Genomic DNA, 12,106 nt, shown 5'->3' with positions numbered 1-12,106 from the left:
CGTGTGAGGAACTAAATGAAACTCTTCCAGCAATTGCTGGTGGCTCCTGCTGCATTGGGCCTTATGGCACCAATGGCTGCACAAGCCGCAGACCTCAACATTGACGGTGTGTCTGATTATTCAGCAGCCGGCGAGCAGGTCACCAGCGTCTCTCAATTTTCTGACGTTTATCCAACCGATTGGGCATACCAAGCTCTTTCAAGTTTGACCGAGCGTTACGGCTGTGTAGCCGGATACCCCGGTGGAACTTTCGGTGGTAACCGTTCAATCACTCGTTACGAGGCAGCTGCATTATTGAATGCATGTCTTGATCGCGTCACTGAAGTTAGTGATGACGTCAAGCGTCTTCTTTCAGAATTCGGTCCTGAGCTTGCTGTTCTTAAGGGCAGAGTTGATGGCATCGAAGCTCGCGTTGGCGACATGGCTGCAGGTCAGTTTTCAACCACTACCAAGCTAAGCGGCGTAGCAACCTTTGTTGTTGGCGGCAATGCCTTTAGTGGTGATGATGCTTACGGTAAGGATTGGAACGATTCCAACATGGATGACAGCGATCCTCGTCATGCCAAGGCTGGTGAGTCTGATGGTGCAGTGAGCTTCAACTATGACTATAAGTTGAGCCTTGACACAAGTTTCACTGGTGAGGACCTTCTAAAAACAAGGCTTCGTACCGGCAATTTTGGCAGCAATGCGTTCAGTGGTAGTGGCTATGTTCAAATGGCCGCTTTGGAAGTTGCTAACAGCAACGCCGATGCCATCAAAGTTGATCGCCTCTATTATTCGTTCCCTTGGGGCGATGACTTCACAGTGACCGTTGGTCCTGAGGTTCGTCAAGATGACATGCTTGCCGTTTGGCCAAGTGCTTACCCATCTGACAGCGTTCTTGACTTCTTCACTTATGCAGGTGCTCCAGGAGCCTATAACTTGGCGAATGGCGGTGGTGCTGGTATTTCTTGGAATTCTGGCAACTTTGATGTAACTGCAACTTACATCTCAACTAATGCTGAGAGTTCTAACCCCCACACTGGTGGTGTTATGACTGAGGGTGGTGGTAATGCATCCTCTCTCCAAATTGCTTACACCCAAGATAGCTGGGGTTTAGCCGCTGCTTATGCAAATACAGCTAGCGACAACTGGAATGCTGCCATTTCAGGTGGTAAGGGAACTCCTCTTGCAGCAACTGTTGACAACATTGGAGAAACCAATTCTTACGCTCTTAGCGGTTGGTGGCTTCCTTCTGAGTCCGGCCTTATCCCTAGCGTTAGCGCTGGTTGGGGTATGAATACCACCGACGATAATGATGACGCTAGAGGTGGCGGTAATCATGCCACTTATGACAGTGCAACATCACAGTCATGGTACATAGGTCTTGAGTGGGCCGACGCATTCGTTGATGGTAATGATCTTGGCTTTGCCTTTGGTCAGCCTACTTTCGTAACGGACATCGATTACGACACAACAACTCGTGATGATGATGCCGAGGATGGCAACTATGCACTGGAATGGTGGTACAAGATTCAGGTTTCAGACAACATCACAGTTACCCCTGCGATGTTCTACCTGACTCGCCCATACGGTGACTGGACTGATGGCAGACAAGACACCCATGGTGGAGATGCTGGTTCTAAGGATTCCACCTTTAGGAACCTAGGTGCACTTGTTAAGACAACCTTCAAGTTCTGATAAGCGACTCTGCTTTATTTCCAAGTTGAGTCTTCAACCCCCAGCGAATATTTCGCTGGGGGTTTTTTTTGTGAGATTTAAATTTTCTTTCTTTGCACTGAATTAGTATCCAAGAAAGTTCATTTATCTCTTACCCAAAATTTCCCAATTTAGTTTTTATGGAACTTGCTTTTTTTGCATCTAAAAGTAAGTTCTTTGGGGAGTGGGATGACTATTCAGTGATCACTAATGTCTATAGCACCAGATATCACAGCATTAGTTGGTGGAACACCTCTAGTTCGCCTTAATCGTCTCCCCCAAAGCTTTGATTGCTCTGCTGAGGTGTTGGCGAAGCTAGAGAGTTTCAATCCAACGGCTTCAGTTAAGGATCGCATTGCTGGTGCAATGGTTATGGCAGCTGAGGAATCAGGAATTATTGTTCCAGGTAAAACCATTTTAGTTGAACCTACTAGTGGCAATACAGGTATTGCTTTAGCAATGGTTGCGGCGGCTAGAGGTTATAGGTTAATTCTCACGATGCCTGACACAATGAGCATTGAACGGCGTTCAATGCTGAGGGCTTATGGGGCTGAATTACAGCTGACTTCTGGGGATGAGGGAATATCAGGTGCAATTGATTTAGCAAATGAATTGGTCTCGACTTTGCCAGATTCATATTTGTTGCAGCAGTTTGACAACCCTTCTAATCCAAAAGTTCATGAATTAACTACTGCAGAGGAGATATGGAATGATTGTGATGGACGTTTAGATTGTCTTATATGTGGAGTTGGTACGGGTGGAACATTGACAGGTTGTGCCCGAGTCCTTAAAAATCGTAATCCCAATCTTTGTGTGATTGCGGTTGAACCAGAATCAAGTGCTGTGTTGTCAGGTGGTAAGCCTGGCTCTCATTTGATTCAAGGTATAGGAGCTGGATTTATACCCACAGTTCTAGACATATCTCTGATCGATGAAGTTATCCAGATTACTGATCAAAAAGCTATTGATATTGGTAGGCGACTTGCTCGTGAGGAGGGATTGTTGTGTGGCGTAAGTAGTGGAGCAGCTGTTGCCGCAGCAATTGAGATTGGAGGTCGACCTGAGATGTCTAACAAGCGACTTGTTGTGGTTTTACCGAGTTTTGGTGAGAGATATCTTTCTACGCCAATGTTTAGTGGTGCCTTGCCAACTTCTGCTTTAGGAGAGGGAAACTTATGAGCCAGATCAAGCCTGACTTGGTACCTGACCAAGACCCATATGAGATTCTTGGAGTTAGTCCTGTTGCATCTACAGTTGAATTAAAAGCAGCATATCGAGATTTAGCGAAAAAATACCACCCTGATGCAGGTGGTGATGTTCAAAAGATCTTGCAATTAAATGCAGCCTGGGAAATCATTGGTGATGCAGAAAATCGACGAGTTTTTGATAGGAAGCATCACAATGCTGAATCACTTCATCAACGGAGTGCACGCAATGCTCGAGCGAGTACCGCTGCTAAAGAAGTAAAAGAGAATACAGTTGAGCTTAAAGGTGCTGTTGAGGATTGGTTGAAAGATATCTATACACCTGTTGACCGTCTTTTAGGTCTGATTATCAACCCTCTCCCCCGTGAGCTTCGTGCCCTTTCTGCGGATCCTTATGACGACTCATTAATGGATTCTTTTGTTGGATTTTTAGCAAAGAGTCGTCATAGGATTGAGAAGGTAAATACTATTTATAGGTCAAAACCTGTTCCTTCTTATTTGAAGGAATTTGGCTTGAGTCTCTACCAATGTCTTGCACAAGTTGAAGATGGCTTGTCCGAATTGGAACGCTACACAATGGGTTATGTTGATGGCTACCTTCATGATGGTAGAGAAATGCTTAGTGAAGCGAAGAAGCGACGTAGCTATCTCAAAGGAGAGTGTCGCCGCCTGAAAAATTTGTGAACAGTAATTTTCGATTTTGGGTTTTTGTAACATCCATATGGGTGCTGTCGACAATTGTTGATCGGGTTTGGTGGAGTCATTACGCAGGTCTTCCCTCTTGGGATCAGGCTGATTATTTAAATAGTGCTTTAGACCATGGTCGCGCTTTAGGTTTGTTACCAGGAGGTCAATGGAAGGGAGTGGCGGCTTTGTTGGATCTTTCTCCAAAAATTCCACCACTGGCTTCTCTTGTTAATGGAACCGTTATTGCACTCGCTGGAGATTCGCCCTCTCAAGCAGCGTGGAGTTTGAGTCTCTGGCACGGAATGCTTTTGTTTGGGGTGGCTTTGTGGGGATTGAGATTAAGTGGTCAGATTGTGGCTTTATTGTCTGTAGTTTTTGTAGCTATTACACCTGCTTTATTGCAGCTTCGTTTGGATTATCTACTTGAAATGCCTTTGACAGCTGTTATGACTCTTGCCATCTCTAGTTTGGGAAGTTGGTGGCATCCTAAAACTGGTGAAAAATGGTCTCAGGTATTCACTGCTGCTTTGTTATGCCTGTCTGCCGTGATGATTAAACAGAGTGCCTTATTGCTTCTCATACCAATGTTTTTTTATGCCAGTTGGAATATCTTTACCCGAAGTAAAACATATCGATATCAACTCTTTTCTGGTGTTCTAGTCGTTGTGATAGGAGTACTTCCATGGTTGCATCACAATTGGATTACAACTTTGGGTGGGACAAATCGTGCGGTAATTGAATCTGCAGCCCGAGAAGGGGATCCAATGTTGTGGACTTTGGAAAATTGGATTTGGTACCCTCGGATTTTGCCTGGACAATTAGGATCTGCTGTACTTCTTGTTGGAGTCAGTGGCCTGGTACTTTTGATTTTAAGGCGGCAAAAGAGTTGTAGGGATTTATTGCCAGACAAACTATTTGCTGATGATTCTTATGAATGGCGTTGGTTGATTTGTACATTGGTAGGGGGTTGGCTTTTGACAAGTATTAGTCCAAATAAAGGTGATAGGTATATAGCTCCCTTATTGCCACTATTAGTTCTTTTGTTAGCAAGAGGTTGGATGCAATGGAACATATGGTTAAGGTCTCGTTGGCCTATTTTTTTTAAAGGTTCTTTCTCTTACCTACTGTTTGCAAGTGTCTTCGCTGTTTTACCAGCTTCATGGCTCTCTCAGAAAAGTCGTCTTTCTCAGAGACATGAGGGACCTCTTGAAGAAATCGTCATTGCGGCAGGGGGAGCCAATCCAAACTTACCGCCAACTACTTTAATTGTTGTTCCAAGTACCCCTGATTTAAATCAACACAATGTGAGTTACTTTGGACGGAGAACAGGTGGAAATTTAGTTGGACGCCAACTCGGAAGTAGTAAAGACGATATAGATCTTGTTTTAAAATATGCACAGTGGTTGGTTCTTGCTGAGGGCGATCAGGGATCAGTACGTGACTCCGCGTTATTACTAGATCGTGCAGTGCGAGCAAGCGATGTATTTGTTATGGTTCGTTCCTTCCCTCGCGGCAATGGGGATAGTTATTCCCTTTGGCGTAGAAGTCCTGAAGCACCATCTTTTCCTACCTTCGCGTCAACATTTCCTTCATTGGCAATTGGCTTAAGCCAAGGACTTAAAGGACTTGAACCTGTTTTTAGTGCGGTAGCTGTTCATCATATGCTTGATGGACATTTTCTTTATCAGGATAGGGTTCGAGAAATTGCTGTTCGAAAATTGGCTGTGAATGCATTAGATGCTGATGCACACTGGTCACTTGCTCTATTGTCAGTTTTAGCTAATCGTCCTGGGCAGGCAGCAAAGCACTTCGCTGTTTTAGAGAAGATTAGTCCTGAAAATCCTTGGCCAAGTATTTATCAATGTGTCGTAACCATTGCTAATTGGAACCCATGGAAAGCCAAAGCAATAGCAAATGAAGCTCAAAAGATACATTCCAATCCATTGCTTTTTGGGATTGCTGATTTGAGTAGTGTGCTTAGTGGAGCCGTTTGGCGCTTGCCTCAATTAAAACGTTCTCTCCCAAAGAGTATTGAAGTGGTCGAGAAATCATTATCTTCGTCAGGTTAGTAATTCTACTTATCTGACCATTCCTCTAATTGGTCTACTCGTAACCAAGTGTCTGGAACTGGAAGTCTCCAACGCATTTGGGCGTATTCTCCTTTGACAGTGAGCACCTCCCCTGGGCCTTCAAAAATGTATCTGGGAGGTGTTGGGTCGCTTGCTTTTGATTCGAGACTAGTTGAATATTTGCTGCGATTAACTCGAACAAGAGCCCCTTTCCTAAAGTTTTGAGGCGGGTTTTTTCGGGATGTGATTTCCAAATCATCTTTGGGTGTTTCAGTCATAGTGCGCTACCTAGCCACTTCCAACAGAGGAAAGAGATTTTCATTCCTGAGTGCATTTTCTAAAAGCATTTCTATATAAGCATTGTTTAATTTATTTCATATGGTCGTTTAGTGAATTGCCTTAACCTTTTAGGAGTGCTCGATCTTAAAGATGCGTCTCTTGCTACTTGGCTGCACAGGTTTTATTGGCAGAGAGTTGGTGCCAAGGTTATTAGAGGACGGTCATACTGGCATTCTTGTCAGTAGGAAAGAAGCACCTGGTTTTGCCAGTAAGGAGAATTCAGACAAGTTGGTTAATTTGAGAATTGATCCATCAAAGCCAATTAATTGGGAAAAAGACTCTTTGTTAAGGGGGTTAGAGGAATCCGATGGAGTAATTAACCTTGTCGGGGAACCAATAGCTGAAAAGAGATGGACCCCTTCTCATTGCAGAGAGCTGTTTGGAAGTCGCATTGAAACAACAAGGTCTCTGGTGGAGGCAATGGCTAAAGTTAAAAGTATTCCGAAGGTATTAGTGAATGCATCTGCAGTTGGTTATTACGGAACGAGTTTAGAGAGTAAATTTACTGAAAGTAGTCCCCCTGGAGATGATTTCTTAGGGCGTCTTTGTGTCGGATGGGAGGACGCGGCTAGCCTGAAGCCACGAAGGACAAGACTAGTTATACCAAGACTAGGGATAGTTCTAGGTGCTGATGGTGGTGCTTTGGCAAAAATGTTGCCAGTTTTTCGAGCGGGGTTTGGAGGTCCAATAGGTACAGGACTTCAATGGATGAGCTGGATTCACAGAACCGATCTTTGTGAACTTATCAGTCAGGCATTAGTTAAAAGATCATGGAAAGGTGTAATCAATGCTGTTGCTCCTGAAACAGTATCAATGTCTACTTTCGCATCTACTTTAGGTCAGAGCTTGGGTAGACCAGCAATTTTGCCTGTACCAAGTCCAATTTTAAAGTTGCTGCTCGGCGATGGGGCTAAGGTTGTTTTAGAAGGGCAAAATGTGGTTTCTGAACGATTGGAAAAGCTTGGATTTCGATTTGAATTCCCTTCTTTAAAAGAGGCCATCTGTTCCGATTTTTCTCATTAGCTTTTAGATCATAGAAGTCAATTAAGAGCTTATTTCTAAATTTTTTTATCATCTTGACGGCTTAAGCAAGTAATTTGAGATCGATTCAGCTATTCGTTTGCTTCCTCCACTTTTCCCAATACGATGAATAGCTTGAAGATTACATTCGTTCTGAAAATTAACATCTGATTTTATTCTTTTTAAAAGACTTGTTGCCATTTGTGCTGTTTCTTCAAGTGTTTTCGTACTACCGGGCTTTCCATTTGCACAAAATACAGTTGGACCGAGTAATCGCCTTTGAGCGTCTGCAAATCTAAATGTAAATTGTGGCCCTTCTCCAATGATTTGCAGGACTGGTTTGGCGAGTCCAATTGCTTGTTCAGTTGCTGTACCTGCCATTGCTAGAACGAGGTCACTGGAATGAAGGATTTGTCCGAATGATTCTCTACGTACCGAGACTGTGCAATTTCCTTTAATAAGCTCGGTGCTTTGTGTGTTTATATTTTTCTCTACTCTCCATCCAAGACAATTAACAAGTCTATGCAGGTTGCTATCACTTAATGTATTTACAAGTGCAAGGTCAAGGCTTACTTCTTCGTGAATTAACATTTCATCGGCCAAAATTTTTACCACTGAAAGCATTAACAATAAATTCTTCTCTATTTCTGGAAACCTGCTGCCTGGAATAAGCCCTATGCGAAATGAGCACTTTGGAAGCCTGGTATTAGTCTTTTCTAAAGCATCCATGAATGGATTTCCTAAGAACATGACATTACGCTTTAACTGTTTGCTCAAGTCTTCGGCAGTTAGAGCATCGCGGGTGTAAATTCTTTCAAATCTTTTGCTTTGAAGAAATTCCTTGCATGGCCATGGAAGATTTAGTTGGCCTTCGTAATGACTTGAATATGCAACAATGTAGGCAGCTACTGGACGAGTTGTTAACCAAGATGCAAATATTGGAACAATATCTCCAATGATGACTAAAAGATCATATTTTTTTGAGATAGTCATTAACCGCAAAATACGATTAATCAGGTATATAATTTGACCTTGGAATATTTCTTTTAGTCTTCCTTTTATGCTCGTATATCCTAGACCACCGGTACTAAATTCCTTGCCTTTATATAATATCTTGATTTTCTCTTTACTATAGGAAGTCCCTGCTCCTACAAGAGGTAAAGCTTCTACTTGATGCCCCAATGACCTGAGAGCTTTTCCTATCAGTGCGCCTGAGAGGTCTTCTCCATGCCCATTACTTAGTAGAAGAATGTTCCCCAATTTAAAGCTCCAGCCATTGTTTGATTTTTTGAAGAGCGTTCCAATCTGGTTTTCGACTTAATCCGTCAGCTATTGATTCTTTTAAATCTTTTTGAAGTTCAGGAACTGTAAAAAGAATTTTTTTCACTATCTCAATCTGTTCCCTTACACCTTTCGAGTTAGTCTCCAGAAGAGCAAGGCTGAGATTGATTCTTGCTTGAGGGTCTTGGGCGTTTAGTTTGATTGCTGTTCGGGCGGATCGCAGTGCTTCTTCAGGCTTATCAGAAAGTAATTGCAGCCAAGCGAGACATGTCCAACCGGCAGAATGGTTTGGTGAGTTTGTCGTGATGTTAATAAAATCATTCAGCAATTCATTAGCTTTGGCTCCTTCTTGATAACGAGTCAAAGCTTGGTCGAAAAGGGTCTCTTCTGTTGACTCCATTGTGTGATTTGAAAATTTCCAGAATTATTAGATTCATACTTTAATGACTGAACTTCACTTACACCGCGAATGAGCTTCCACAGCCACAGGTTTGAGTAGCATTTGGATTTGTAAAGTTGAAGCCTCCTCCAATTAGAGCTGTGCTGAAGTCAAGTTGCATGCCATAGATATATAGGAGACTTTTAGGATCACATATGACATTGAAGGAATTCCCCTCAGAAGCTTTGTATTCGTACACTTCATCATCTTGATGGATCTCAGAACGTGGAACAAAGTCCATTGTGTAGCTCATGCCGCTACAACCTCCTGATCGGACACCCACTCTTAAGACCTGAGTCTGAGCTTGCTCTGAACAAAGTTTTGCCAACTGCTGCATCGCAGTTTCTGTTATAAGAATACCTTTTCCATCTTTAGCTGTGTGGCTAACAGCCGTGTTCTCGAGGCTGCTCATGGTTTTTTAAAGCTTTAAACTAATTTAATAGAAATAAGCTATTTCGTTTTCTGCATTTTGGCTCGACATCTTCATAGAGTCAGGAGGTAGTTTTTCTGAAAGAGGGTGCGGGTAGCAATTATTGGAGCTGGACTTGCTGGACTAACGGCAGCAGTAGATCTTGTTGATGATGGCCATCAAGTAGATCTTTATGAGGCAAGGCCTTTCTTTGGGGGGAAAGTTGGCAGCTGGGAAGATCCCCAAGGAAACCATATTGAAATGGGTCTCCATGTTTTCTTTTTTAACTATGCGAATCTCTTTGCATTGATGAAAAAGGTAGGAGCAATTGACAATCTTCTTCCAAAAGAACATACGCACTTATTTGTGAATCGGGGAGGAGACCTTCGATCTTTGGACTTTCGCTTTGCGTTAGGAGCACCTTTCAATGGGTTGAAAGCCTTTTTTACTACTTCCCAGTTGAATTCCCTTGATAAACTTAGGAATGCCCTTGCACTTGGGACAAGCCCAATTGTGAGAGGCTTGCTTGACTATGAAGGAGCAATGAGCACAATACGTCAGCTTGATTCAATTAGTTTTCAGAATTGGTTTTTGAATCATGGTGGTAGTCATCAAAGTATTCAGAGAATGTGGAACCCTATAGCTTATGCCTTAGGTTTTATTGACTGCGAGCAAATATCAGCACGTTGTATGCTGACTATTTTTTTGATGTTTGCAACTCGAACTGAAGCATCAAAATTGAATCTTTTGAAGGGTTCTCCTCACCGTTGGCTTACTGGTCCAATAATTGATTACATTATTTCTAGGGGTGGCAAGCTTCATTTACGTCATAGAGTAAAAGAAGTTCTTTATGAAAATGATAAAGATCCGTTGATAACAGCATTAAATTTGGGAACTCCTGAGGGAGATATTCAGATACGGGCTGATAAATATCTGGCAGCATGTGATGTCCCTGGGATTCAAAAACTTTTACCAAAAGAGTGGAAAAAATTTCCTCAATTCGAAGCAATCTATCGACTGGAGGCTGTTCCTGTAGCAACAGTTCAATTACGTTATGATGGCTGGGTTACAGAGGTTAGAAATGATTCCAATAGGGATGATTCTGAACTTTCTAGAGGTTTAGATAATTTGTTGTATACAGCCGATGCTGATTTTAGTTGCTTTGCTGATTTAGCACTTACCAGCCCCGAAGACTATCAAATTGAAGGACTTGGTTCATTGCTTCAGTGTGTTTTAACTCCTGGTGACCCCTGGATTCCTAAGCCAGTTAAGGAGATCGCTGAGCATACTGATGCTCAGGTTAGAGAATTATTTCCATCGTCAAGGCCCTTAAAACTCGTTTGGAGCAATGTTGTGAAACTTGCTCAATCTTTATATAGGGAAGCTCCTGGCATGGAACCGTATAGACCAAAGCAATCGACTGCAGTTAAAAATTTCTTTTTAGCGGGAAGTTATACCCGACAGGACTATATTGATTCTATGGAAGGAGCAACAATGAGCGGACATCTAGCTGCTGCAGCTATCTTGCAAAAAAAAGATAATCATTTCCTTACTTTAAAGAGGTAGTTTCGAATGGGACGTTGGTTGGAACACACGGTCACTAGCAATATTGATGCCCCAGTAGAAAGAGTATGGGCAGTATGGAGTGACTTGGATGCAATGCCGCTCTGGATGAGTTGGATTGAATCAGTGAAAACAGTAGAAGAAGAGACTAAAATTCTTCCCGATTTAACTGAATGGACTTTGGCTGCTAATGGTTTTCGTTTTAAATGGAAAGCAAGGATTAGTGAAAGAATTGATGCTCAAAAGTTAAAGTGGGAATCTGTTGGCGGATTGCCTACAAAAGGTGCAGTTAGGTTTTACTCAGAAGAACTTAACCATACAGTGGTTAAGTTAACAGTTAGTTATGAATTGCCTAAAGTTTTAGCACCCTTGATGGAAGCAAATATCTTAGGAGGCATGGTTAACAAAGAGCTGCAAGCGAATTTAGATCGCTTTCGTGACCTAGTCGAAAGTGGATATAGAACTGCTATTTAGTTGGCATGCATTATTTTCTAAACTTTGCCAAGATAGGACTATAAATTACTACTAATGCATGCGGATATCAGCCCTTCAAGATTGTGAGGATTGGCTTCATTATCTATTCGGCCAAAATGCTTTTTGCAGGCCAAACTTGTTTGAGGACCTATAGAGATTATTTTTACATTATTTAGTTTTTCTAGCCAATTTTCTCCATAACTCTCTAAAAGTAATTTGGCTGTATGTTCTGATGTTTTAGCACTGCTAAAAAGGATAGCATCTATGTTTCCACAATCAATTGCTTTTTTCGTCTCTTGTGGAATTTTCTCGGGACAAGATGACTCATAAGCCGCAACTTCAATCACTCGTGCACCTGCCTTTTGGAAAGCTTCACTCAATAAAGTTCTGCCACCACTTTCTACTCTAGGTAAAAGGATATTTAAGCCAATCCCAGATACAGGGAAATTATTTATCAAGCTGTCTGCGATGAAATTAGGAGGAATAAAGTCTACTTTCGCTCCTATCTTTTCTAAGCTTTGAGCAGTTTTTTTCCCGACTGCAGCAATTTTCAGGTTGTCTAGGTCATTGGAAAGTGTTTTCCCGATTAAATTTAGCCTCTTTTCTAAAGCGTTTACACCATTTGAACTGGAAAAAATGATCCAATGGAAGTTGTTAATTTCTTGAATGGCTTCATCAAGGCTTTTCCATGTCTTAGGTGGACCAATTATTAGTGCAGGAAGATCGAGGACTTTTGCTCCATAAGATATAAGTTGTTTTTTAGCTTCGCTTGCTTGACCTTCCGCTCGTGTAATTACTATTGTTTTGTTTAGAAGAGCCCTTTGATCTTGTTGTTTCATTTTTGATTATAACTTAAGTTTTTCTAGTAAAGGGTTTTGAGATGGCAGTTTTTTCTCACGGGTGAAAGACTTTTATCTTTCAT

12 protein-coding genes are annotated in these 12,106 nt (G+C 42.1%); 7 read left to right on the top strand and 5 right to left on the bottom strand.

Annotated features, from left to right (window positions below; translation table 11 throughout):
- Positions 1-15: 15 nt before the first annotated feature.
- The 4 genes from SOI84_RS05390 to SOI84_RS05375 all read left to right on the top strand — a co-directional run bounded on the left by SOI84_RS05390 (position 16) and on the right by SOI84_RS05375 (position 5,659).
- On the top strand, positions 16-1,680 hold the full coding sequence (locus SOI84_RS05390) for an iron uptake porin (protein ID WP_320673549.1): 1,665 nt from the start codon (positions 16-18) through the stop codon (positions 1,678-1,680).
- A 228-nt stretch (positions 1,681-1,908) separates the two neighbouring features.
- Positions 1,909-2,877, top strand: coding sequence for a cysteine synthase A (gene cysK / locus SOI84_RS05385; RefSeq protein ID WP_320673548.1), 969 nt, complete (start codon positions 1,909-1,911; stop codon positions 2,875-2,877).
- The gene (locus SOI84_RS05380; protein WP_320673547.1) at positions 2,874-3,587 is read left to right on the top strand and encodes a J domain-containing protein; all 714 of its coding nucleotides are present in this window, start codon (positions 2,874-2,876) and stop codon (positions 3,585-3,587) included. Before cysK ends, SOI84_RS05380 begins: the two co-directional genes overlap by 4 nt.
- Positions 3,584-5,659: a phospholipid carrier-dependent glycosyltransferase gene (locus SOI84_RS05375; RefSeq protein ID WP_320673546.1), complete on the top strand. Its 2,076-nt coding sequence runs from the start codon at positions 3,584-3,586 to the stop codon at positions 5,657-5,659. Before SOI84_RS05380 ends, SOI84_RS05375 begins: the two co-directional genes overlap by 4 nt.
- 5 nt (positions 5,660-5,664) lie before the next feature.
- On the opposite strand, the gene ndhO is transcribed toward SOI84_RS05375, so the two are convergent.
- Positions 5,665-5,937, bottom strand: coding sequence for an NAD(P)H-quinone oxidoreductase subunit O (ndhO, locus tag SOI84_RS05370; protein WP_320673545.1), 273 nt, complete (start codon positions 5,935-5,937; stop codon positions 5,665-5,667).
- Between the two features lie 151 nt (positions 5,938-6,088).
- On the opposite strand from ndhO, the gene SOI84_RS05365 reads away from it, so the two are divergent.
- Positions 6,089-7,021, top strand: coding sequence for a TIGR01777 family oxidoreductase (locus SOI84_RS05365; RefSeq protein WP_320673544.1), 933 nt, complete (start codon positions 6,089-6,091; stop codon positions 7,019-7,021).
- A gap of 48 nt (positions 7,022-7,069) precedes the next feature.
- Here the strand turns inward: SOI84_RS05365 and SOI84_RS05360 are convergent, their stop codons facing one another.
- Genes SOI84_RS05360 through SOI84_RS05350 form a run of 3 tightly spaced genes read right to left on the bottom strand, consistent with a single transcriptional unit; the run spans position 7,070 to position 9,150 of the window.
- Positions 7,070-8,278 carry a lipid-A-disaccharide synthase-related protein gene (locus SOI84_RS05360; RefSeq protein ID WP_320673543.1) on the bottom strand — a complete coding sequence of 403 codons (1,209 nt, stop codon included), beginning with the start codon at positions 8,276-8,278 and terminating at the stop codon, positions 7,070-7,072.
- A 1-nt stretch (position 8,279) separates the two neighbouring features.
- Positions 8,280-8,699 carry a hypothetical protein gene (locus SOI84_RS05355; RefSeq protein WP_320673542.1) on the bottom strand — a complete coding sequence of 140 codons (420 nt, stop codon included), beginning with the start codon at positions 8,697-8,699 and terminating at the stop codon, positions 8,280-8,282.
- A gap of 58 nt (positions 8,700-8,757) precedes the next feature.
- Positions 8,758-9,150 carry an iron-sulfur cluster assembly accessory protein gene (locus SOI84_RS05350; protein WP_320673541.1) on the bottom strand — a complete coding sequence of 131 codons (393 nt, stop codon included), beginning with the start codon at positions 9,148-9,150 and terminating at the stop codon, positions 8,758-8,760.
- A 105-nt stretch (positions 9,151-9,255) separates the two neighbouring features.
- Here SOI84_RS05350 and zds point away from each other — a divergent pair, with 105 nt between their 5' ends.
- Together zds and SOI84_RS05340 are read left to right on the top strand one after the other, a co-directional pair.
- Complete coding sequence (zds, locus tag SOI84_RS05345; protein ID WP_320673540.1) at positions 9,256-10,713, top strand: 9,9'-di-cis-zeta-carotene desaturase; 1,458 nt, start codon at positions 9,256-9,258, stop codon at positions 10,711-10,713.
- A gap of 6 nt (positions 10,714-10,719) precedes the next feature.
- On the top strand, positions 10,720-11,184 hold the full coding sequence (locus tag SOI84_RS05340) for an SRPBCC family protein (protein WP_320673539.1): 465 nt from the start codon (positions 10,720-10,722) through the stop codon (positions 11,182-11,184).
- A gap of 38 nt (positions 11,185-11,222) precedes the next feature.
- Here the strand turns inward: SOI84_RS05340 and SOI84_RS05335 are convergent, their stop codons facing one another.
- Positions 11,223-12,023 (bottom strand): uroporphyrinogen-III synthase, encoded by an 801-nt coding sequence (locus SOI84_RS05335; RefSeq protein ID WP_320673538.1) that lies wholly within the window; start codon positions 12,021-12,023, stop codon positions 11,223-11,225.
- Positions 12,024-12,106 lie beyond the last annotated feature (83 nt).

Source organism: Prochlorococcus sp. MIT 1341, from assembly GCF_034092415.1.
Taxonomy (GTDB): Bacteria; Cyanobacteriota; Cyanobacteriia; order PCC-6307; family Cyanobiaceae; genus AG-363-P08.
This window is presented reverse-complemented; position numbering and strand designations above follow the sequence as displayed.

What these genes read in the sequence shown, in the direction of transcription:
- SOI84_RS05390 (WP_320673549.1), top strand. Translation starts at nt 16, where the DNA reads ATGAAACTCTTCCAGCAATTGCTGGTGGCTCCTGCTGCATTGGGCCTT.
- cysK (WP_320673548.1), top strand. Translation starts at nt 1,909, where the DNA reads ATGTCTATAGCACCAGATATCACAGCATTAGTTGGTGGAACACCTCTA.
- SOI84_RS05380 (WP_320673547.1), top strand. Translation starts at nt 2,874, where the DNA reads ATGAGCCAGATCAAGCCTGACTTGGTACCTGACCAAGACCCATATGAG.
- ndhO (WP_320673545.1), bottom strand. Translation starts at nt 5,937, where the DNA reads ATGACTGAAACACCCAAAGATGATTTGGAAATCACATCCCGAAAAAAC.
- SOI84_RS05365 (WP_320673544.1), top strand. Translation starts at nt 6,089, where the DNA reads ATGCGTCTCTTGCTACTTGGCTGCACAGGTTTTATTGGCAGAGAGTTG.
- SOI84_RS05355 (WP_320673542.1), bottom strand. Translation starts at nt 8,699, where the DNA reads ATGGAGTCAACAGAAGAGACCCTTTTCGACCAAGCTTTGACTCGTTAT.
- SOI84_RS05350 (WP_320673541.1), bottom strand. Translation starts at nt 9,150, where the DNA reads ATGAGCAGCCTCGAGAACACGGCTGTTAGCCACACAGCTAAAGATGGA.
- SOI84_RS05340 (WP_320673539.1), top strand. Translation starts at nt 10,720, where the DNA reads ATGGGACGTTGGTTGGAACACACGGTCACTAGCAATATTGATGCCCCA.
- SOI84_RS05335 (WP_320673538.1), bottom strand. Translation starts at nt 12,023, where the DNA reads ATGAAACAACAAGATCAAAGGGCTCTTCTAAACAAAACAATAGTAATT.